This window comes from Variovorax sp. Soil_C_26 (genome assembly GCF_057657075.1).
This window is the reverse complement of sequence record NZ_JBDGJC010000011.1, coordinates 1-21,553: the sequence shown is the minus strand read 5'-3', so window position 1 is coordinate 21,553 and position 21,553 is coordinate 1. Positions and strand designations below refer to the sequence as shown.

The 21,553-nt window shown below is 67.1% G+C and carries 19 protein-coding genes; 8 read left to right on the top strand and 11 right to left on the bottom strand.

Annotation, left to right across the window (positions count from 1 at the left end; genetic code table 11):
- Positions 1-2: 2 nt before the first annotated feature.
- From AC3A6G_RS23595 to mpl, 3 genes are all read right to left on the bottom strand, one after another.
- On the bottom strand, positions 3-1,097 hold the full coding sequence (locus AC3A6G_RS23595; RefSeq protein WP_487874737.1) for an IS630 family transposase: 1,095 nt from the start codon (positions 1,095-1,097) through the stop codon (positions 3-5).
- A 74-nt stretch (positions 1,098-1,171) separates the two neighbouring features.
- On the bottom strand, positions 1,172-1,678 hold the full coding sequence (locus AC3A6G_RS23590; protein WP_487865714.1) for a cupin domain-containing protein: 507 nt from the start codon (positions 1,676-1,678) through the stop codon (positions 1,172-1,174).
- A 9-nt stretch (positions 1,679-1,687) separates the two neighbouring features.
- On the bottom strand, positions 1,688-3,097 hold the full coding sequence (gene mpl, locus AC3A6G_RS23585; protein ID WP_487874736.1) for a UDP-N-acetylmuramate:L-alanyl-gamma-D-glutamyl-meso-diaminopimelate ligase: 1,410 nt from the start codon (positions 3,095-3,097) through the stop codon (positions 1,688-1,690).
- A 53-nt stretch (positions 3,098-3,150) separates the two neighbouring features.
- Between mpl and AC3A6G_RS23580 the strand changes: the two genes are divergently transcribed.
- The 7 genes from AC3A6G_RS23580 to AC3A6G_RS23550 all read left to right on the top strand — a co-directional run bounded on the left by AC3A6G_RS23580 (position 3,151) and on the right by AC3A6G_RS23550 (position 9,473).
- A complete protein-coding gene (locus AC3A6G_RS23580) occupies positions 3,151-3,747 on the top strand; it encodes a hypothetical protein (protein WP_487861677.1) in 597 nt (198 codons plus the stop codon).
- Positions 3,748-4,293 (top strand): TlpA family protein disulfide reductase, encoded by a 546-nt coding sequence (locus AC3A6G_RS23575; protein WP_487874735.1) that lies wholly within the window; start codon positions 3,748-3,750, stop codon positions 4,291-4,293. It abuts the gene before it with no gap.
- Positions 4,294-4,393: 100 nt separating this feature from the next.
- Positions 4,394-4,855 carry an acetyl-CoA carboxylase biotin carboxyl carrier protein gene (accB, locus tag AC3A6G_RS23570; RefSeq protein ID WP_487874734.1) on the top strand — a complete coding sequence of 154 codons (462 nt, stop codon included), beginning with the start codon at positions 4,394-4,396 and terminating at the stop codon, positions 4,853-4,855.
- 2 nt (positions 4,856-4,857) lie between these two features.
- The gene (gene accC, locus AC3A6G_RS23565) at positions 4,858-6,207 is read left to right on the top strand and encodes an acetyl-CoA carboxylase biotin carboxylase subunit (RefSeq protein ID WP_487861674.1); all 1,350 of its coding nucleotides are present in this window, start codon (positions 4,858-4,860) and stop codon (positions 6,205-6,207) included.
- 19 nt (positions 6,208-6,226) lie between these two features.
- Positions 6,227-7,111 (top strand): 50S ribosomal protein L11 methyltransferase, encoded by an 885-nt coding sequence (gene prmA, locus AC3A6G_RS23560; protein WP_487874733.1) that lies wholly within the window; start codon positions 6,227-6,229, stop codon positions 7,109-7,111.
- A gap of 43 nt (positions 7,112-7,154) precedes the next feature.
- Positions 7,155-8,495: a zinc-ribbon and DUF3426 domain-containing protein gene (locus tag AC3A6G_RS23555; RefSeq protein ID WP_487874732.1), complete on the top strand. Its 1,341-nt coding sequence runs from the start codon at positions 7,155-7,157 to the stop codon at positions 8,493-8,495.
- Positions 8,496-8,570: 75 nt separating this feature from the next.
- On the top strand, positions 8,571-9,473 hold the full coding sequence (locus AC3A6G_RS23550; protein WP_487874731.1) for a carbohydrate kinase family protein: 903 nt from the start codon (positions 8,571-8,573) through the stop codon (positions 9,471-9,473).
- 82 nt (positions 9,474-9,555) lie between these two features.
- Here AC3A6G_RS23550 and AC3A6G_RS23545 read toward each other — a convergent pair whose 3' ends face one another.
- The 8 genes from AC3A6G_RS23545 to AC3A6G_RS23510 all read right to left on the bottom strand — a co-directional run bounded on the left by AC3A6G_RS23545 (position 9,556) and on the right by AC3A6G_RS23510 (position 19,929).
- The gene (locus AC3A6G_RS23545; RefSeq protein ID WP_487861670.1) at positions 9,556-10,098 is read right to left on the bottom strand and encodes a histone H1-like DNA-binding protein; all 543 of its coding nucleotides are present in this window, start codon (positions 10,096-10,098) and stop codon (positions 9,556-9,558) included.
- Positions 10,099-10,298: 200 nt separating this feature from the next.
- Positions 10,299-11,474 (bottom strand): ribonucleotide-diphosphate reductase subunit beta, encoded by a 1,176-nt coding sequence (locus AC3A6G_RS23540; protein WP_487861669.1) that lies wholly within the window; start codon positions 11,472-11,474, stop codon positions 10,299-10,301.
- A 179-nt stretch (positions 11,475-11,653) separates the two neighbouring features.
- A complete protein-coding gene (locus AC3A6G_RS23535; RefSeq protein WP_487865707.1) occupies positions 11,654-14,572 on the bottom strand; it encodes a ribonucleoside-diphosphate reductase subunit alpha in 2,919 nt (972 codons plus the stop codon).
- Positions 14,573-14,921: 349 nt separating this feature from the next.
- A complete protein-coding gene (ampD, locus tag AC3A6G_RS23530) occupies positions 14,922-15,536 on the bottom strand; it encodes a 1,6-anhydro-N-acetylmuramyl-L-alanine amidase AmpD (protein ID WP_487865706.1) in 615 nt (204 codons plus the stop codon).
- Positions 15,523-17,076 (bottom strand): sigma-54-dependent transcriptional regulator, encoded by a 1,554-nt coding sequence (locus tag AC3A6G_RS23525; protein WP_487861666.1) that lies wholly within the window; start codon positions 17,074-17,076, stop codon positions 15,523-15,525. The genes ampD and AC3A6G_RS23525 overlap by 14 nt, the downstream gene beginning before the upstream one ends.
- A gap of 4 nt (positions 17,077-17,080) precedes the next feature.
- Positions 17,081-18,778 carry a two-component system sensor histidine kinase NtrB gene (locus AC3A6G_RS23520; protein ID WP_487874730.1) on the bottom strand — a complete coding sequence of 566 codons (1,698 nt, stop codon included), beginning with the start codon at positions 18,776-18,778 and terminating at the stop codon, positions 17,081-17,083.
- A gap of 87 nt (positions 18,779-18,865) precedes the next feature.
- Positions 18,866-19,123 carry a PP0621 family protein gene (locus tag AC3A6G_RS23515; protein WP_487861664.1) on the bottom strand — a complete coding sequence of 86 codons (258 nt, stop codon included), beginning with the start codon at positions 19,121-19,123 and terminating at the stop codon, positions 18,866-18,868.
- Positions 19,120-19,929, bottom strand: coding sequence for a cytochrome C assembly family protein (locus AC3A6G_RS23510; protein ID WP_487861663.1), 810 nt, complete (start codon positions 19,927-19,929; stop codon positions 19,120-19,122). Before AC3A6G_RS23510 ends, AC3A6G_RS23515 begins: the two co-directional genes overlap by 4 nt.
- Before the next feature lie 113 nt (positions 19,930-20,042).
- On the opposite strand from AC3A6G_RS23510, the gene ffh reads away from it, so the two are divergent.
- The gene (ffh, locus tag AC3A6G_RS23505; protein ID WP_487874729.1) at positions 20,043-21,431 is read left to right on the top strand and encodes a signal recognition particle protein; all 1,389 of its coding nucleotides are present in this window, start codon (positions 20,043-20,045) and stop codon (positions 21,429-21,431) included.
- Positions 21,432-21,553 lie beyond the last annotated feature (122 nt).

Below are 21,553 nucleotides of genomic sequence, written 5' to 3'. Positions count from 1 at the left end.
CCCTAGTGTCCTGTCCCGTTAATTCGCCCGCATAGGCGGGTGAGTTTTTCGAGGATCGAATTGGCTGTTGCTGTCCACGTGAACGGCTTGCAGTTCTCGTTGTAGTGACTGACGAACGCGTTGATTTTGTTCGTCAATTCCTTGACGCTTTTGAACGAACCGCGCCGTATGGCCTTGTCCGTGATGATCCCGAAGAAGCGCTCGACCTGATTGAGCCAGCTTGAATAGGTTGGCACGAAGTGCATATGCCAGCGCGGCCGTTGTGCAAGCCAGGCGCGCACCTTCGGGTGCTTGTGGCTGGCATAGTTGTCCACGATACAGTGCACGTCCAGCTCCAGCGGCACGGACTTGTCGATCTCGCGCAGGAATGCCAGAAACTCCTGGTGCCGATGACGTGGCTTGCAACTGGCCAGCACCGTGCCATTGAGCACGTTCAGCGCAGCAAACAAGGTGGTCGTGCCATGACGGACGTAGTCATGCGTGACGCCTTCGACATAGCCCAATCCCATTGGCAGCATCGGCTGTGTGCGCTCCAGTGCCTGGCACTGGCTCTTCTCGTCAACGCACAGGACCAGCGCGTTCTCAGGGGGATTCAGGTACAGCCCGACGACGTCTCGCAGCTTCTCGATGAACAGCGGATCGGTCGAGAGCTTGAAGCTCTCCACACGGTGCGGCTTGAGTTGGAACGCCTTCAGATAGCGCGCCACCGTCGTCTTGCTGATCCCGGTTTCTCCCGCCAGGCCGCGCGTGCTCCAATGCGTCGCGCCGCCAGCCGGCTTGGTGTGCAATGTCTTGTTGATCAATTCGGCCACGCGCTCATCGTCAACAGTGCGCGGCCGCCCGGGGCGCAGCTCGTCATATAGCCCTGTGATGCGCTCGCGCGAATAGCGCGTTCGCCACTTCGTGACCGTGCTGCGATTGATCCCCAGTGCGTGCGACACGTCGGTGCTGCTCTTGTCTACGCCCTCGCATGCCAGCACCACCCGCGCCCTCAATGCCAATGCAGCAGGCAGCGAACGAGAGCGCGCCATCGAGGTCAACTCGGCGCGCTCTTCATCCGTCAATGTGATCTCAGTGCGTACGTGGGCGTTGGGCATGGCAGCATCTCCAAGGATGCCTCACCACAAGCAATTCTCGTGCCTACGAATTAACGGGACAGAACACTAGTCGCTCAGATCAGCGCCGCGAGCTCGGTCCAGTGATGGCGGATGGCGGCGGCCTCGTCGCCGTCGGGCGCCATCAACGAGAAGTCGGCGAAATCGAAGCCCGGGCCGACCATGCAGGCGACCAACGCGTAGTCGCCTGACGAATGGCTTTCGATCGGCCGCGCGGCCTGCCATTGGCCCGCGGGCACCACGTGCTGTGGCCGCGTGCCGTGCACGTCGACCGGCCCGAGCCGCACATGGGCCGGCGCGGTGCGCAGTGCGGCGTCGCAGGTCCACAGCGCCAGCGGCACGCCCTCGAGATGCACCCACACTTCGTCGGACAGTACGCGGTGCCAGCGCGAATGCTGGCCGGCCTCGAGCAGGAAATAAATGCTGGTGAGCGCGCCGCGGGCCGCGCGGCCATCGGCGGGGCTCACCTGCGCGGCCGAACGGAACACCTCCCGGTACCAGCCGCCTTCGGGATGGGGCTGCAGGCCCAGCGTGTCGATCAGTTGTTTGGCGCGCGCGGTCATGGTGAATCCTCAGCCGGCGCTGCCGCGCAGGGCCTGCAGCAGCTTGTCGTGCACGCCGCCGAAGCCGCCGTTGCTCATGCAGACAATGTGGTCGCCTGGCCGCGCAGCGGCAACCAGTTGGGCCACCAGCGTGCCGACGTCGCCGGCCACGCGGGCGCTCTCGCCCATGGGGGCCAGCGCGGCGGCCGCGTCCCAGTCGAGCCCGGCGGTGTGGCAGAACGACAGGTCGGCCGACGCGAGGCTCCACGGCAGCTGCGCCGCCATCACACCGAGCTTCATCGTGTTGCTGCGCGGCTCGAAGGCCGCGAGGATGCGCTCGTTGTTCCGGCCGGCGTCGTCGAGCTTCTTGCGCAGCCCGTCGAGCGTGGTGCGGATCGCGGTGGGGTGGTGGGCAAAATCGTCGTAGACCGCGATCGCGCCGCCCGCGCGTTCGACCGTGCCGCGCAGCTCCATGCGCCGGCGCACGTTGCGGAAGCTTCCGAGCGCGCGGGCCGCGTCGGCCGGCGCCACGCCGACGTGCTCGGCGGCCACGATCGCTGCGAGTGCGTTCATCTGGTTGTGCAGGCCCGACAACGCCCATTCGACGCGGGCGACTTTCTCGCCCCGGTGCAGCACGTCGAAGGCGTCGTGCGTGCCGCGCGCCTGCCATTGCGCTTTGGCGCCTTCGCCGCCGAAGCGCGCGAGTTCGCTCCAGCAGCCCTGTGCGAGCACGCGCTCCAGGCTGTCCTCGGTGGCGTTCACCACCAGCCGGCCGGTCGCGGGGACCGTGCGCACCAGGTGATGGAACTGGCGCTCGATGGCCGCGAGGTCGTCGAAGATGTCGGCGTGGTCGAACTCGAGATTGTTGAGGATCGCAGTGCGCGGGCGGTAATGGACGAACTTGCTGCGCTTGTCGAAGAAGGCGGTGTCGTACTCGTCGGCCTCGATCACGAAGGCCGGTCCCTCGCCCAGCCGGGCTGACACGCCGAAGTCGAGCGGAACCCCGCCGACCAGGAAGCCCGGCGCCTTGCCGCCCTGTTCGAGCACCCAGGCCAGCATCGAGGTCGTGGTGGTCTTGCCGTGGGTGCCGGCCACCGCGAGCACATGCCGCCCCAGCAGCACATGCTCCGCCAGCCACTGCGGCCCGCTGGTGTAGGCCTTGCCGGCATCGAGGATGGCTTCCATCAGCGGAAACTTGGGCGAGCCGTCGGCGAGCCGCGCGCGCGACACCACGTTGCCGACCACGAACATGTCGGGTGCCAGCGCCAGCTGGTCGGCACCGAAGCCTTCGATCAGGTCGATGCCCAGCGCGCGAAGCTGGTCGCTCATCGGCGGGTACACGCCGGCATCGCAGCCCGTGACCCGGTGGCCCGCCTCGCGCGCCAACGCGGCCAATCCGCCCATGAACGTGCCGCAAATGCCAAGAATGTGAATGTGCATCGACCGATTCTAGGAGGGTGCACCGGGCCATCCTTTGCGGGCAAAATGCCCCGATGGACACGTCCAAGCGTGAGATCGCCGCGGCAGCCGCCCGCCTCGTCGTCGAGGAGGGGCTCGAATACGGGCCCGCGAAGCGTCGCGCCGTGCGCGTGCTGGGCCTGCCGTCGCGCACGGCGCTGCCCAACAACGACGAGGTCGAGGCGGAAGTCCGCGACTACATCGCGCTGTACTGCGCCGACACCCAGCCGCAGGAACTGCAGGCGCTGCGCCAGCTCGCGCTCGAATGGATGGAGCGCATGGCCGTATTCCGCCCGCACCTGGGTGGCGCGGTGTGGCACGGCACGGCCACGCGGCTGTCAGACATTTATATTCAGTTGTTCTGCGATGATTCGAAGTCGGCCGAGATCGCGCTGATCGATCACCATGTGGACTACGAACCCCGCATGGTGACCGGCTTCCATGGCGAGCAGGTCGAGGCCTTGAGCGTGCATGCCGCGAGCCGCACGCTCGGCGAGGAGATCGGCGTGCACCTGCTGGTCTACGACCTCGACGACCTGCGCGGCGCGCTGCGGCCCGACGCACAGGGCCGCACGCCGCGCGGCGACCTGGCCGCACTGCGCCGGCTGATTGAAAAAGAAAAGGACACATGAATGACTTCTTCGCCCACACGGCGCGGCCTGCTCTACGGCGGCGTGGCGGTTGCGGCCGCTGCGGCGGGCCTGGGCGGCGCATGGTGGCGCGAGCAGCGCAACGCGCCGCGCGGTGAGACGCTCGCGCCGGACTTCTGGGCCCAGCGCTTCGAGCAACCTGGCGGCGGCGAACTGCCGTTTTCGAGCCTTCGCGGCAAGCCGCTGCTGCTCAATTTTTGGGCCACATGGTGTCCCCCGTGCGTTGAAGAAATGCCGATGATCGACGGCTTTTTTCAAGATCATGCCGCTAATGGATGGCAAGTTGTCGGTTTGGCGATCGATCAGCCGAGTTCCGTACGCAAGTTCCTGCAGAAGACGCCTGTCTCATATCCGATTGGGCTGGCGGGCCTCCAAGGCACCGAACTCGTCAAAAGCTTGGGCAACACGGCGGGCGGACTGCCCTTCACGCTGGTCCTCGGCGGCGACGGCACCGTGGCCGCCCGTAAAATGGGCCAGCTCGAGGCGGCCGACCTGGACGCTTGGCGACGTGAACTCGTTCACGGTTAGAATCAGATACACACTCCCGGCATTCGCCGCTGTTCGCTGAAAATCAACGATTTTTGGCAAAGTTACTTCCGAATCCCGACAAAGTCGGCACTGGAGCCTCATGGATCTGCGCAAACTCAAGACACTGATCGACCTGGTGTCTGAATCCAATATTTCCGAGCTGGAAATTACCGAAACCGAAGGCAAGGTTCGCATCGTCAAGGGCGGCGGCGCCGCGCCGGTGCAGTACGTGCAGACCCTGGCGGCTGCGCCCGCCGCCGCACCGGCGGCCGGTGGCGTTCCCGCCATCACCCCCGCGCCGGCGCCTGCCGTCGAGGCCGCGCCCGCCGGGCACGTCGTCAAGTCGCCGATGGTCGGCACCTTCTACCGCGCGTCGAGCCCGGGCGCACCGGCCTTCGTCGAAGTCGGCAGCAAGGTCAACGAGGGTGACACGGTCTGCATCATCGAAGCGATGAAGATCCTCAACGAAATCGAGGCGGACAAGTCCGGCACGATCACCCAGATCCTCGGCGAAAACGGCCAGGCGGTCGAATACGGTCAGCCGCTGTTCATCATCGAGTGACCATGTTCAAGAAGATCCTGGTCGCCAACCGCGGCGAGATCGCGCTGCGCATCCAGCGCGCGTGCAGCGAAATGGGCATCAAGGCCGTGATGGTCTATTCCGAGGCCGACCGCGACGCCAAGTACGTCAAGCTTGCGCAGGAGGCCGTGTGCATCGGCCCGGCGCCCTCGGGACAGAGCTACCTCAACATGCCGGCCATCATCTCGGCCGCCGAGGTGACCGATGCCGAAGCCATCCACCCCGGCTACGGCTTCCTTAGCGAGAACGCCAATTTCGCCGAGCGCGTGGAGCAGAGCGGATTCCAGTTCATCGGCCCGACGCCCGACAACATCCGCACGATGGGCGACAAGGTCTCGGCCAAGCAGACCATGATCAAGGCCGGCGTGCCTTGCGTGCCCGGCTCCGAAGGCGAGCTGTCCGACGACGCGGCCACCAACAAGCGCATCGCGCGGGCCATCGGCTACCCGGTGATCATCAAGGCGGCAGGCGGCGGCGGTGGCCGTGGCATGCGCGTGGTGCACACCGAGGCGGCGCTGGTCAATGCGATCCAGATGACCAAGGCCGAGGCGGGCGCCGCGTTCAGCAATCCGGCCGTCTACATGGAGAAGTTTCTCCAGAACCCGCGCCACATCGAGATCCAGGTGCTGGCTGACAAGCACAAGAACGCGGTCTACCTCGGCGAACGCGACTGCTCCATGCAGCGGCGCCACCAGAAGGTGATCGAGGAGTCGCCCGCGCCGGGCATTCCGCGCAAGCTGATCGAGAAGATCGGCGAGCGTTGCGCGGCAGCCTGCAAGAAGATCGGCTACCGTGGCGCCGGCACCTTCGAGTTCCTCTACGAGAACGGCGAGTTCTACTTCATCGAGATGAACACCCGCGTGCAGGTGGAGCATCCGGTGACCGAGGCCACGACCGGCATCGACATCGTGAAGACGCAGATCATGGTGGCGGCGGGCGAGAAGCTGCCGTTCACGCAGCGCCAGATCGAGATGCGCGGCCATGCCATCGAATGCCGCATCAATGCCGAGGACGCCTGGAAGTTCACGCCCTCGCCGGGTCGCATCACGATGTGGCATCCGCCCGGCGGTCCTGGTGTGCGCGTCGATTCGCATGCGTACACCAACTACTTCGTGCCGCCGAACTACGATTCGATGATCGGCAAGATCATCGTCTACGGCGACACGCGCGAGCAGGCCATGGCGCGCATGCGCACCGCGCTCAATGAAACCGTGATCGAAGGCATCCAGACCAACATCCCGCTGCACCGCGAGCTGATGGTCGATGCCAAGTTCATGAGCGGCGGCACCAACATCCACTACCTCGAAGAGTGGCTCGCAGCGCACAAGCGCTGAGCCACCACTGCCCGACGCCATGTTCGAACTTCGCCTGATGGCGCCGGAAGACAAGGTCGAGTTGCTTGGCGATGCGCTCGAGGCGCTCGATGCGCTGAGCGTCTCGGTCGAAGACGCCGACGCGCAGACCGATGCCGAGCAGGCGCTGTTCGGCGAGCCCGGCATGCCGCCGCCCAAGGAAGGCTGGCTGCGCTCGCGCGTGATTGCGCTGTTCCCCGACGAGGCCGCCGCCAAGGAAGCCGCGTCGGTGCTCGCGCTGCAGGACTTCTTCGAAGGCTGCGCCATGCTCGGCGTGGCGCCGGTGCCCGAGCAGGATTGGGTGCGGCTGACGCAGTCGCAGTTCGCGCCGGTCGAGATCACGCCCGAGTTCTGGATCGTGCCGACCTGGCACGAGCCGCCCGCGCAGGCGCGGCAGGTGATCCGGCTCGATCCGGGGCTTGCATTCGGCACCGGCACCCATCCCACCACGCGCATGTGCCTGCGCTGGATCGCGGGGCAGGGCTCCTTCGCGGGTCGGCGCGTGCTCGACTACGGCTGCGGTTCGGGCATCCTCGCGATCGGCACCGCGAAGTTCGGCGCGCGCGACATCGTTGCCGTCGACATCGACGAAGCCGCGGTGTCGTCGACGCTGCTCAATGCCGAGGCCAACCGCGTGCAACTCAAGGCCGGCCTGCCCGATGCGGCCAAGGGCCTGTACGACGTGGTGCTCGCGAACATCCTCGCCACGCCGCTCAAGCTGCTCGCGCCGCTGCTGCGCGGCCATGTGGCGGCGGGCGGATCGCTGGTGTTGGCCGGCATCCTCGAGCGCCAGGCCGACGAGCTCAAGGAGGCCTACGCGCCCTACGCCGGGCTCGAGGTCAGCGACAGCGAGGACGGCTGGATCCTCATGACGGCGCGCTGCTGACAGCGCGTCCGCGGCGAAGGGGCAACCCTACAATCGCCCCGTCATGAGCCTTGCCACGCGCTGCCCTTCCTGCACCACCACCTTCAAGGTGGTGCGCGACCAGCTTCGCATCTCCGATGGCTGGGTGCGCTGTGGCCGCTGCAGCCATGTGTTCGACGCCACGCTCGAACTGCACGAGATGGCGGACGGGCCAGCGGCCGTCGCACCGTCGCCCGCGGCGGTAGCGGCCGCACCCATGCCGACAGCGCCTTCGCATGCCGAGCGGGAGGAGCCCGAGTTCGTCGACGACGAAGCGGAGGGCCGCGAGACGCCGCCAGCGGCGACGCCCGAAGCCGATGACGAAGTTGAAACCGATGACGAAGCCGAGGTGACCGCGCCCGCGGTTTCACTTCCAGCGCACGGTATCGCCCCCGACGCGCTGTGGTCGGACTTCGAAGTCAACACACCCGAATCCGAATGGCGGCCGCCGCCGAGTTCGCTACCGCCCTTTCCGAACATCGACCTGGACCTCGCGGCGGCGCCGGCGACATCTCCAGCACCGCCGCCGCCGCTGCCCTTGCCCGCGCTGCGCCTCGAGGCGCGCGAGCTCGCCGAGTCGGCCCGCGGCGACGAGGAAGAAGCGCATGAGCCTTCCGCCGACCGTGACCGGGCTCAGCTGGACAAGGTCTTGCGGCGGACGCGCATCAAGTCGGACGGGATCGCGCATGCCCGGGAGCGCGAAGAAGAACGCTCGGCCGACAAACTGGCGACGACTTCGTCGATGGTGCGCCAGGCGAGCGAACCCGAGCTTGATGCATCCGCACCGCGGCCGTTTCGCACCGACGATGCACCCGATTCCGAACCGCTCGCGCTCTTCGAGAACGAGCGCACCAAGCGCCAGCCCTCGCCGATCTGGCAGCGCCCGGCCGTGCGGCGGTCGTTCTGGCTGCTGGTGGTGCTGGCCGTGCTGCTGCTCGCCGCGCAGGTGCTGCGCCACGAGCGCGATGCGATCGTCGCGCGCCAGCCGGGCCTGCGGCCGGCGCTCGCCGCGCTGTGCCGCTGGAGCGGTTGCGAACTCACGGCGCTGCGCCGGATCGGCGACATCGTGATCGAAGGCGCCGCGTTCACGCGCGAGAAGTCCGGCGGCGGCGACTACCGGCTCAGCTTCACCTTGCGCAATGGCGCCGCCGTGCCGCTCGCCATGCCGGCCATCGAACTTTCGCTGCTCGACACGCAGGAGCGCGCCGTGGTGCGCCGCGTGCTCACTGCGGCCGACTACGGCGCGCCCGCGGTGCTTGCGGCGCGCACCGACCATGCGGCATCGCTGCCGCTGAGCCTGTCGGCGCCCGAAGGCACGACGTTGCCGCCGATCGCGGGCTACCGCGTGGAAGCGTTCTACCCTTGAGCAGGTCCGCACGCGCGTTTTATTCTTCTTCTTCGATCCACCTTCCTTCTTCTCTCTCATTCAACGGGCTCACCCATGGCAGCAGTGATTTGCGGTTCCCTCGCGTTCGACACCATCATGACCTTCGAGGGCCGGTTCGCCGACCAGATCCTTCCGGACCAGTTGCACATCCTCAATGTGTCGTTCCTGGTGCCCGGCCTCCGGCGCGACTTCGGCGGCTGCGCCGGCAACATCGCCTACAGCCTCAATGCGCTCGGCGGCACGGCGCTGCCCATGGCCACGCTCGGCAGCGATGGCGCCGACTACCTCGAGCGCATGCGCTCGCTGGGCATCAGCACCGAGTTCGTACGTCAGCTCGACGACACCTTCACCGCGCAGGCGATGATCATGAACGACGTCGACAACAACCAGATCACGGCCTTCCATCCCGGCGCGATGCAGCAGGCGCACCTCACGAAGGTCAGCGCGCGCGAGGACATCCGGGTCGGCATCATCGCGCCCGATGGCCGCGAGGCGATGCTGCAGCATGCGGAGCAGTTTGCTGCGGCCGGCATTCCGTTCGTATTCGATCCGGGCCAGGGCCTGCCCATGTTCGACGGCGAGGCGCTCCGGCGCTTCATTGCGCTGGCGAGCTGGGTCGTGGTCAACGACTACGAAGGCAAGATGCTGTCGCAGCGCACCGGCTGGAGCCTGGCCGATATCTCGAAGCATGTGCGTGGCCTTGTCGTCACGCTGGCCGCCGAAGGCTGCGAGGTCTGGACCGATGGCGAGCGCGAGCATGTGCCGGGCGTGACGCCGACGGCCGTGGTCGAGCCCACGGGCTGCGGCGATGCATGGCGCGGCGCGCTGCTGTTCGGGCTCGAGAAGGAATGGCCGCTCGCGCAGTGTGCGGCGCTCGGCAACCGCGTCGGCGCGCTCAAGATCGCCCAGCGCGGACCGCAGAACTACCAGGTCGACCGCAAGGCGCTGGGCCTCTGATCCGGTCCTTTCCCGGCGCACCATGAAAAAAGCCCGACACCGTGAGGTGCCGGGCTTTTGCCTTCAAGGCCGCTGAAAGAACTCAGGGCTTGCTGGCCGTCGGAAACGGCCAGGCTGCCTGCGGGTTCAGCGTGGTCTGCGCAGCAGGCGCAGGCGCCGCAGCGGGCGCTGCCTTGGCGGCCTTCTTTGCAGCCGGCTTCTTGGCCGCAGCGGCAGGCTTGGCAGCGGGCTTTTTCGCGGCTTTCTTGGCCGCAGCCTTTTTCGCAGGCGCCTTCTTGGCGGCGGCCTTCTTCGCAGGGGCCTTCTTGGCAGCGGCCTTCTTCGCCGGCGCCTTCTTTGCAGCCGCCTTCTTGGCAGGCGCCTTCTTCGCAGCGGCCTTCTTGGCCGGTGCTGCCTTCTTGGCTGCGGCCTTCTTCGCCGGTGCTGCCTTCTTGGCTGCTACCTTCTTCGCAGGCGCCTTCTTGGCGGCGACCTTCTTGGCAGCGACCTTCTTGGCCGGAGCCTTCTTCGCCGCTACTTTCTTCGCCGCTACCTTCTTGGCCGGAGCCTTCTTCGCTGCGACCTTCTTGGCCGGAGCCTTCTTTGCTGCGGCTTTCTTAGCCGGCGCTTTTTTTGCAGTTGCCATTTCTGTTTTCTCCTTGATCAAGTTGAAAAAATCAACCTATTGAAGCACTCCGCGCACGTTGGTAGCGCAAAGTGATCCATGGGGTTGGAGTCTGAGCTCCAGCACCATGAACACCTGAGCCCTCGTCCATGCCGCGCTCTTTGGCGCGGTCGGTGGCATGGGCAATTCTTGAATTCATCGATTCTTGTTGTCGGAAAGCTTCAATCCCACGAGAGCGCGCCGCCCGACTGGTATTCGATGACGCGGGTCTCGAAGAAATTGCGTTCTTTCTTCAGGTCAATCATTTCGCTCATCCAGGGGAACGGGTTTTCCTCGTTCGGGAAGAGCGTTTCGAGGCCGATCTGCTGTGCACGCCGGTTGGCGATGTACCGCAGGTAGCCCTTGAACATGGAGGCATTCATGCCGAGCACACCGCGCGGCATGGTGTCTTCGGCGTATTTGTATTCGAGCTCGACGGCCTTGAGGAACAGCGCCTTGATCTCGGCCTTGAACTCGGCGGTCCAGAGGCCGGGGTTCTCGAGCTTGAGCTGGTTGATCAGGTCGATGCCGAAATTGCAGTGCATCGATTCGTCGCGCAGGATGTACTGGTACTGCTCGGCGGCGCCGGTCATCTTGTTCTGGCGGCCCAGCGCAAGGATCTGCGTGAAGCCGACGTAGAAGAAGAGGCCTTCCATCAGGCAGGCGAACACGATCAGCGACTTGAGCAGCGTCTGGTCGGTTTCGTGCGTGCCGGTCTTGAAGTGCGGGTCGCTGATGGCTTCGATGAACGGGAGCAGGAACTGGTCCTTCTCGCGGATCGACTGCACTTCGTTGTAGGCGTTGAAGATCTCGCTCTCGTCGAGGCCGAGCGACTCGACGATGTACTGGTACGCGTGCGTGTGGATCGCTTCCTCGAAGGCCTGGCGCAGCAGGAACTGGCGGCATTCGGGGGCCGTGATGTGGCGGTAGGTGCCCAGCACAATGTTGTTCGCGGCCAGCGAGTCGGCGGTCACGAAGAAGCCGAGGTTGCGCTTGACGATGCGACGCTCGTCTTCGGTCAGGCCGTTCGGGTCTTTCCACAACGCGATGTCGCGCGTCATGTTCACTTCCTGCGGCATCCAGTGGTTGGCGCAGGTGGCGAGGTATTTTTCCCAGGCCCACTTGTACTTGAACGGCACCAGCTGGTTGACGTCGGTCTGGCCGTTGATGATGCGCTTGTCGGAAGCCTTGACGCGCTGCGTGGCAACGGGTGCTGCAGGCTGCAGGGCAGAAGACGAAGTCGGAGCATCCACCGCTCGGCCCGCGGACACGCCGCTGGTCGATGGTTGGTACTGCTGCAATCCTTGTTGCATATCCTTTGGCAAGGAGGGCTTGACTTCTTCGTCCCAGGTCAACATAGAAAAATCCAATGCTCAATTATCGGAGCAACGATGTGAGTTGCAAAGTGCTCGCCCACGTCGCGCTCCATTTATGTGGTTGTTATGTTGCTCCCATGCATCGTGCGATGTCAGTCGATGCCGTGATCGACTGAGGGTTCGCAACGCGCTGCATGGGCCTCGCTGATTTCAACGACGCGTCACTGGCACGCTTCGCACGTCGGATCATCGACGCCGCAGAACGCAATGTCGGTGGCCGGCATCGCACTCATCTGCGCCTTCGCTGCAGCGGCCGCGGCTTCGAGTGCGCTCATGCCCGAGCCTGCATCGCTGCTGCCCGACGACACTGCGTTGAGTCGGCCCGATTGCACGGTGGACTTCTCGGCATGCGTCGCGCTCTGCGTGCGCAGGTAGTAGGTGGTCTTGAGGCCACGCAGCCATGCGAGCTTGTAGGTGTCGTCGAGCTTCTTGCCCGATGCGCCGGCCATGTAGATGTTGAGCGACTGCGCCTGGTCGATCCATTTCTGGCGGCGCGCAGCGGCCTCGACGAGCCACGTGGTCTCGACTTCGAACGCGGTGGCGTAGAGCGCCTTCACGTCCTGCGGCACGCGGTCGATGGGACGCAGCGAGCCGTCGAAGTGCTTCAGGTCCATGACCATCACGTCGTCCCACAGGCCCAGGCGCTTGAGGTCGCGCACCAGGTAGTGGTTGATCACGGTGAACTCGCCCGACAGGTTCGACTTGACCGACAGATTGCCGAAGCAGGGTTCGATCGAGGCGTCGACGCCGATGATGTTCGAGATCGTCGCGGTCGGGGCGATCGCCACGCAGTTGGAGTTGCGCATGCCGTCGGCCTTGATCTTGGCGCGCAGCGCGTCCCAGTCGAGGGTGGACGAGCGGTCGACCTCGACGTAGCCGCCGCGGGCCTGCTCCAGCAGGTCGAGCGAGTCGATCGGCAGGATGCCCTTGTCCCACAGCGAGCCCTTGTAGCTCGAGTACTTGCCGCGCTCGCGGGCCAGATCGGTCGAGGCCCAGTAGGCGTGGTAGCAGATCGCTTCCATCGATTCGTCGGCGAACTGCACGGCTTCCTGCGAGGCGTAGGGGATGCGCAGTTCGTACAGCGCGTCCTGGAATCCCATCAGGCCGAGGCCGACCGGACGGTGGCGCAGGTTCGAGTCGCGCGCCTTCTTCACGGCGTAGTAGTTGATGTCGATCACGTTGTCGAGCATGCGCATCGCGGTCGAGATCGTCTTCTTGAGCTTTTCCTGGTCGACCTTGCCGTCCTTCAGGTGCTGCAGCAGGTTCACCGAACCCAGGTTGCAGACGGCCGTTTCGGTGTCGCTGGTGTTCAGCGTGATCTCGGTGCACAGGTTCGACGAGTGCACCACGCCGGCGTGCTGCTGCGGCGAGCGAACATTGCAGGCGTCCTTGAACGTGATCCAGGGATGGCCGGTCTCGAACAGCATCGTGAGCATCTTGCGCCACAGGTCGGAGGCCTGGATGGTGCGCGAGGGCTTGATCTCGCCGCGCGCGGCTTTTTCTTCGTAGGCGACATACGCCTTCTCGAAAGCGGCACCGAACAGGTCGTGCAGGTCGGGTACGTTGGAAGGCGAGAACAGCGTCCAGGTGCCCTTTTCCATCACGCGGCGCATGAACAGGTCGGGAATCCAGTTGGCGGTGTTCATGTCGTGCGTGCGGCGGCGGTCGTCGCCGGTGTTCTTGCGCAGCTCCAGGAACTCCTCGATGTCGAGGTGCCAGGTTTCGAGGTACGTGCAGACGGCGCCCTTGCGCTTGCCGCCCTGGTTCACGGCCACGGCCGTGTCGTTCACCACCTTGAGGAAGGGAACCACGCCCTGCGATTCGCCGTTGGTGCCCTTGATGTGGCTGCCGAGCGCGCGCACGCGGGTCCAGTCGTTGCCCAGGCCGCCCGCGAACTTCGAGAGCAGGGCGTTTTCCTTGATCGACTCGTAGATGCCGTCGAGGTCGTCGGGCACGGTCGTCAGGTAGCAGCTCGACAGCTGCGAGCGCAGCGTGCCGGCATTGAAGAGGGTGGGCGTGCTCGACATGAAGTCGAACGACGACAGCACTTCGTAGAACTCGATGGCGCGGGCTTCGCGGTCGATTTCGCCGAGCGAGAGGCCCATGGCCACGCGCATGAAGAAGGCCTGCGGCAGCTCGATGCGGCTCTTGCGCACGTGCAGGAAGTAGCGGTCGTACAGGGTCTGCAGGCCGAGGTAGTCGAACTGGTTGTCGCGCTCGGCCTTGAGCGCCGCGCCCAGGCGGGGCAGGTCGTACTGGAGCAGCTTCTCGTCGAGCAGTTCGTTCTCGACGCCCTTCTTGATGAACTGCGGGAAGTAGTCGGCGTAGGTCTGCGCGCGCTCGGCGGGCATGACTTCGCGGCCGATGATTTCCTTGAAGATCGTGTGCAGCAGCAGGCGGGCGGTCGCGAAGGTGTAGTCGGGGTCCTTCTCGATCAGCGTGCGGGCGGCCAGGATCGAGGCCTTGTAGACCTCGTCGAGCGGCACGCCGTCGTACAGGTTGCGCATCGTCTCGGCGACGATCGGCTGGGCCGTGATGCTGTCGCCCAGGTTTTCGCAGGCCGATTCGATCAGGCCCTTGAGCTCGTTCAGGTCGAGCGCAACGCGCTCGCCGTTGTCCAGCACGTGCAGCGTCGGTGCGGCGGGGGCTTCCTGTTCGCCTTGCTTGGAGCGCTCTTGCGTGCGGCGCTCGCGGTAGAGCACGTAGGCCCGCGCGATCTCGTGGTGGCCGCCGCGCATCAGGCCGAGCTCGACCTGGTCCTGCACGTCCTCGATGTGGAAGGTGCCGCCGCCCGGGCGCGAGCGCACCATGGCGCGGATCACGCCCTGCGTGAGCGTGTCCACCGTTTCGCGCACGCTCGCCGAGGCCGCGCCCTGGGTGCCGTGCACCGCCAGGAAGGCCTTCATCATCGCGATCGCGATCTTGTTCGGCTCGAAGGGCACCACGGCGCCGTTGCGGCGAATGATCTGGTAGTGCGCGAGGCTCTGGCTCGTCGGCGAGCCGGCCGTGTCTTGCGGCTGCTGCGACGGCGTGGAAGGAACGGCGCGCGGAGTCGATGGGGTGTTCAGGGATGTTTGCATTCGCTTCCTCTCGGTTGGCAATTCTTGTTGGGTGGCAGCGTCTGGGCCGGGCATTGCGCCGGGGCAGGTGGCTGGACGGAACACACTATATCTGGGGTGTGAGGGGGCTACAACCCACTAGATGTAGCGTTTTCCATCGGATACATGCGGGTCGTTTCTTGGCTCGCACGGTGACACGGCCATTTGTGCCCCATGAACATTGGTTCATGGTGTCGCAACCCGCGTGGAACGGGGCCTGCAGGCCGATTTGGGCTTGCAGGGCGCATGGTTGCTGCATGCGGCGTTTGCAATATCGTCCCAGTCCGGCGGCGCGCGGGGCGCATCGCGTTGCGCGACGTGATTGAAAAAATTAGCGGCCCATCACCTGCGCGGGGAACATTTTTGCAGGCCAGCCGAGCCAACCGCGCAACAACGGCCAGTCGAAGCCCGCGCCCGGGTCGTGTTTGCGGCCAGGCGCGATGTGCTCGTGGCCGGCGATGTGCGCGATCGGAAACTGCTGTGCGATCGCGGCGCAGAGGCCGGCCAGCGTTTCGTACTGGGCTTCTTCGAACGCTTGGCCCTCGAGGCCTTCGAGCTCGATGCCGATCGAGTCGTCGTTGCAGTTGGCGCGCCCGCGCCAGGTCGACACGCCGGCGTGCCAGGCGCGGTCGTCGCAGCTCACGAACTGCCAGAGCTCGCCGTTGCGCCGCACATAGAAATGCGACGACACCTCGAGCCCGCGGATCGACTGGAAATACGGGTGCGCGTCCCAGTCGAGCTGGTTCGCAAAGAGCTGCTGCACGGCCTCGCCGCCGTACTCGCCCGGCGGCAGGCTGATCGAATGCAGCACGACGAGGTCGGTCTGCGCGCCCGCGGGCCGCGGCCCGAAGTTCGGCGAGCGCAGCATCCGCGCGAAGCGGTACCAGCCGGCCTCCCAGAGGCGCTGCTGCGCGGCGGCGCCGTCCTGCGTTTCAGTCGTCGACATGGTTCGCGGCGCTTTCGTCGCCGCTCGGCGTGGTGATGCCGAGCCGCGCGATGCGGTAGCGGATCTGGCGCAGGCTCATGCCGAGCCGTGCGGCCGCCGCGGTGCGGTTGAAGCCGCTCTCGTGCAGCGCACGCACGAGGATTTCGCGCTCCTGCTGGTCGAGGTAGGCCTGCAGGTCGGAGGGCAGGGGCGGCGGCGCCGGCCGGGGCTGGGCGATTGGCGCCGGCGCAGGGCGCGTCTGCTCGTCGGGTTGTTCGGGCGCCGCCACGGAAGGCGTGGCAGGTGTGGCCGCGACTGCCTCCGCCGGCGCATGGCCCGGCCCCATCAGGTCGAGATGCAGCTCGTCGCCGTCGTTGAGCGCCACCGCCCGGTGCAGCAGGTTCTCGAGTTCGCGCACGTTGCCCGCAAGCGGATGCTGCGCGAGCCGGCGCAGCAGTTCGTCCGAGAGGTGCGGCACCGGCAGCCCGCCGTCGTGCGCGATGCGCGCGAGCAGCGCCTTGCACAGCGCCGGCAGGTCTTCGCGCCGTTCGCGCAGCGCGGGCACGGCGATCTCGATGACATTGAGCCGGTAGAACAGGTCCTGGCGGAAGCGCCCGGCCTGCACCTCGGCATGCAGATCCTTGTGCGTGGCGCTGACGATGCGGACGTCGACCGCATCTTCCTGCGTGGAGCCGATCGAGCGCACGCTGCGCTCCTGGATCGCGCGCAGCAGCTTGGACTGCATTGCGAGCGGCAGGTCGCCGATCTCGTCGAGGAACAGCGTGCCGCCGCGGGCGGCCTGGAAGTAGCCGTCGCGGTCCTGCGACGAGCCGGTGTACGAGCCCTTGCGGGCGCCGAAGAATTCGGCCTCGAGCAGGTTCTCGGGAATGGCGCCGCAATTGACCGCGACGAAGGGCCCGTCGCTGCGCTGGCTGCAGGCGTGCACCGCGCGCGCCACGAGCTCCTTGCCGGTGCCCGATTCGCCGCGCACCAGCACCGGCGCCATGCCGCGCGCGACCTTGGCGATGCGAGACTTCACGCGCCGCATCGGCTCGGAGTCGCCGACCAGCCGATCGAGCGCCGCGGCGCCGTTCACCGGAATGGCTGGCACGTCGGCCCGCTCGCCGAAGCCTGCGGGCGCAATCGGCGCCGCCCTGGCCGGCGTGGCCTGCTGCGCCTGCACGGCGGAGGCGACCACCGCTCGGAACTGCTTGAGGTCGACCGGCTTGGTCAGGTAGTCGAAGGCGCCGGCCTTGAGCGCCTCGACAGCGTTCTCTGCCGAGCCATAGGCCGTCATCACCACGCAGCGCTCGCTGCGGTGGTTCTTCTGGATGCGCTGAATGATCTCCATGCCCTGCCCGTCGGGCAGCCGCATGTCGGTGATCACCGCGTCGAACTGCGCGGCCTCGAGGTGCTGCCAGGCTTCGGAGACGCTGCCGGCCGCCTCGACGCGGTAGCCCTCGCGCAGCAAGGTCAGTTCATAGAGCGTGCGCAGGTCGGGCTCGTCGTCGATGACCAGGATGTTGCCCGGACGCTGCGCGGAAGAAGGGGTCGTGCTCACGGCGCTATTGTGTCAGCCGGTTTTCGCTCGGCGCGAAACGCACGAAGAATTCGTTGCCCTCGGGGCCGCCCGCGACGAGCGAGCGGCGCTCGTAGCCGATGGTCGCGCCGTGGCGCCGGCACAGCTCGCGGCACAGAAAGAGGCCAAGCCCGCTCGAGCGGCTCTCGGAAGAAAAGAAGGGCTCGAACAGGTGGCGCTGCACCGCGGGCTCGAGCGGCGCGCCGTCGCTCCACACCAGCAGGGTCGGCTGTCCGGCGCCGCCGCGCTGCAGGGTGGTGACCACCTGGATCGAGCCGTCGCTGCTGCCGGCGTAGCGCGCGGCATTGTCGAGCAGGTTCACGAGCAGGCGGCGCAGGTGCTCGACGTCGAAGCGCACTTCGCTCTCGCCGGCGTCGAGCGCGATCTGCACGCCCTGGCGCTGCGTCTGGCGCACCCATTCCTCGGCCAGCGCGCGCACCGCGGGATCGAGCACCACCTGCTCGCCGAGCGAAAGCACGCGCTGCTGGCGCGCCCGTGATACGTCGAGCACGTCGTCCACGATGCGCGCGAGCCGCTGCGCGTTGTGCTGCACCATGCTCGTCAGCTTGCGGTGGGCGGGATCGGTCAGGTCTTCGTTGAGCAGCGCGCTGGCCTGGGTGATTGCGGCCAGCGGATTGCGGATCTCGTGGGCCACGGCCGCCGACATGCGGCCCATCGCAGCCAGCTTCTCGGTGCGAATGCGTGCCTCGAGTTCGCGCAGGTCCTGCAGGAACATCACGCAGAGGCTTTCGACGCGCCGGTCGCTCGTCGGCGTGAGCCGCGTGCGCACGCGCACCTCGCGCGCGGCGCCGCGCGCCTGCGCCACCGGGATCTCTTCGCTCTGCGGTGCGCGCCGCGCGAAGGTTTGGCGTGCGAGCGCCGCGAGCGCATGCCAGGCGGGCTGCGCGTGCAGCGCGAACGGCAGCCCGAGCTTGGCCAGGCCCTGGCCGAGGATCGCGTCGGCCGCCGGGTTGGCCGCATGCACCAGGCCTTCGGCGTCGATCACCAGCACGCCCTCGCTGAGCGTCTCGATCACGAGGTCGTTGACCTGCGCCTGCATCTGCGCACTGCTGCGGTTGCGCTGGGCCGTCGCTTCTTCGCGCGCCAGGCGGCGCGCCAGCTCGTGGGCGAGCAGCGCCACCACGAACAGGCCGGTGCCGGTGAGCGCCGCCTGCACGAAGCGGTTCGATGGGTCGCCGGGCTGCTGCAGCCAGTGCCAGCCCGCGTCGGCCAGCAGCAGCAGCGTGACGGCGGAGGTGGTGCCCAGGCCCACGGTGACGGTTCCGAGCACGGCGCTCATGAGCACCGGCAGCGCGAACAGCGGCGTGTAGTTGATGTTGCCGCCCTGCAGAACCTGGAGCGCGGTGAAGGTGCCGAGGTCGATGCCGATCGTGAGGAACCACACCGCCGCGAAGGCGCGGATCGGCGGGGTGAAGCGGACGTAGCGTGCGCTGACCCAGGTGACGACGAGGTAGCCCGCCGACAGGGCCACGGCCAGCGGCTGCATCGCCTGGCCGAGCGCGAGAGCCACCCCCTGCAGCAGCACCAGCACCACCGCCACGAAGCAGCGCGCCGCCATGAAGCCGCGCCAGAGCCGCAGCAGCGCGGCGCTCTGGCTATGCTGTATTTCGAGCCCGCCCCAATCGGTGACGGGCTCGCCTCGCGGCCTCGGCGCTGCGGTCACTGGTGCACCCTTCGCGCTGCGCGCTTTCCCGCCAGGCGGGAGCGAGCTTGCTTGGGGCGGCCCGGCGCTGCGCTCATGGGCGCACCTTCAGCCGCGCTCGGCGGCCTGGCGGTGCGCGGCGCTGCAGTAGGCCGCCTCGCCCGTGCCGCCGATGGCGTCCGCGGCCGGCAGGTGCAGGCCGCAGTGGGCGCAGCGCAGCATGGCTTTCGGGGTGGCCGGCGCGGCGCCGGGCCGTTTGGCGCGCGCCGCCTGCTCGCGCCGGGTGTCGCGCATTTCCTCGCGGCGGTTCTTGCGCCAGAGCCAGATCGCCACCGCGATCACCGCGAAAACGAGCAGGTACTTCATGCCGTGCCGCGCGCCAGAACCACTTCGAGCACGAAGCGCGAACCCACGTAGGCCAGCAGCAGCAGCGCCGTGCCCGCATACAGCACGCGCCGCGCGGTTCGCCCGCGCCAGCCGAAGCGTGCGCGCCCGCCGAGCAGCACCGCGAAGCTGAGCCAGGCGAGCACCGAGAACACGGTCTTGTGGTCCCATTTCCAGCCGCGCACGGCGGCGCCGTAGAGCGTTTCGCTGAACAGCAGGCCCGCGAGCAGCGTCGCCGACAGCAGCACGAAGCCGGCCGCGACGAAGCGGAAGGTCAGCCGTTCGAGCGTGAGCAGCGGCACCCCGCCCTGTGGCTCGGCGGCCAGCCGAATCTGCTTTTCGGCGCGCGTGATCAGCCACGCATGGACCACGGCGGCGCCGAACAGGCCGTACGAGGCGATGCCGAGCGCGAGGTGCAGCGGCAGCCACGGCGAAGCGGCGACATGCAGCGGCGTGCCCGGGAACAGCACCGCCAGGAGCACGGCGGCCGCGCCCAGCCAGGCCAGCGCGCGCCGCACCTTGAGCTGCGGGTACATGCTGCTTTCGACCGCATAGACGGTGAGCACCAGCCAGGCGGTGACGGAGAGCGCCGGCGCGAAGCCGAAGCGCGGCTCGCTGCCGACCAGTCCGTAGCCCAGCACGGCGGCGTGCAGCAGCCAGGCGAGGCCGAGCGCCCATTGCGTGCCGCGGCGGCTCAGCCGGGCACCCGCGGCGGCGGCAGAACCATAGGCCGCCGCAGTGGCGATGCCCAGCGCCACGGCGAGTGGGGAGGGGATCGCTAAAATCATGGCTGGAGTTTATCTCCCCCCGGCTTGCACGCTGCGTACCGCAGCGCCAACGCGGCCGATCCAGTTCACGACTTCCCAATGCCCGCCGCAGCGGGCAACAAGGCATCCCGCTCATGGCCACCGCCCTCACCGAAAAATTCTCCCGCCTCGTCAAGACGATGAGCGGCCAGGCGCGCATCACCGAAAGCAACGTGCAGGACATGCTGCGCGAGGTGCGCATGGCGCTGCTCGAAGCCGACGTGGCGCTGCCGGTGGTGCGGGATTTCGTCGCCCGCGTGAAGGACAAGGCGCTCGGCCAGGAGGTGCTGGGCTCGCTCAAGCCCGGCCAGGCCCTGGTCGGCATCGTCAACCGCGAACTCGCCGCCACCATGGGCGAGGGCATCTCCGACATCAACCTCGTGGCCCAGCCGCCCGCGGTGATCCTCATGGCGGGCCTGCAGGGCGCCGGCAAGACCACCACCACCGCCAAGCTCGCGAAGCACCTGATCGAGAAGCGCAAGAAGAAGGTGCTCACCGTCTCGGGCGACGTCTACCGGCCGGCCGCCATCGAGCAGCTCAAGATGGTGACGAAGCAGGCGGGCGCCGAATGGTTCCCAAGCACGCCCGAGCAGAAGGCGCTCGACATCGCGCGCGCGGCGCTCGACCATGCCAGGCGGCACTTCTTCGACGTGCTGCTGGTCGACACGGCCGGCCGCCTTGCGATCGACGAAGTGCTGATGAACGAGATCCAGCAGCTGCACGGCGCGCTCGACCCGGTTGAGACGCTCTTCGTGGTCGACGCCATGCAGGGCCAGGACGCGATCAACACCGCCAAGGCCTTCAAGGAGGCGCTGCCGCTCACCGGCATCATCCTGACCAAGACCGACGGTGATTCCCGCGGTGGCGCGGCGCTGTCGGTGCGCCAGGTCACGGGCGTGCCGATCAAGTTTGCCGGCACCAGCGAGAAGATCGACGGCCTCGAGGTGTTCGACGCCGAGCGCCATGCGGGGCGCATCCTCGGCATGGGCGACATCGTGGCGCTGGTCGAGCAGGTCACGGCCGGCGTCGACGTGGCTGCGGCGCAGAAGCTCGCGGCCAAGGTCAAGAGCGGCGCGGGCTTCGACCTGAACGACTTTCTGGGCCAGCTCCAGCAGATGAAGCAGATGGGCGGCCTCTCCAGCCTGATGGACAAGCTGCCGCAGCAGATGGCCGCCAAGGCCAGCGAGGCCGACATGACCCGCGCCGAGCGCGACATCCGCCGCAAGGAAGGCATCATCCAGAGCATGACGCCGCTGGAGCGCCGCAAGCCCGAGCTGCTCAAGGCCACGCGCAAGCGCCGCATCGCAGCCGGCGCGGGCGTGCAGGTTCAGGAAGTGAACCGCCTGCTCAACGAGTTCGAGCAGATGCAGGGCATGATGAAGAAAATGAAGGGCGGCGGCCTCATGAAGATGATGAAGAAGATGGGCGGCATGAAGGGCATGGGCGGGATGGGTGGACCCGGCGGCCCGAAGCTGCCGTTCTGAGCCCGGGCAGATCGGATCTGCGCCCATGAAAAAAGCCCGGATCTGCAGTCTGTGTAAATAGTCTGCCGCCCGCTTAGATCGAGATGCCCCGCGAGAGCGGGGCATTTTTCATTAGGCGAGCG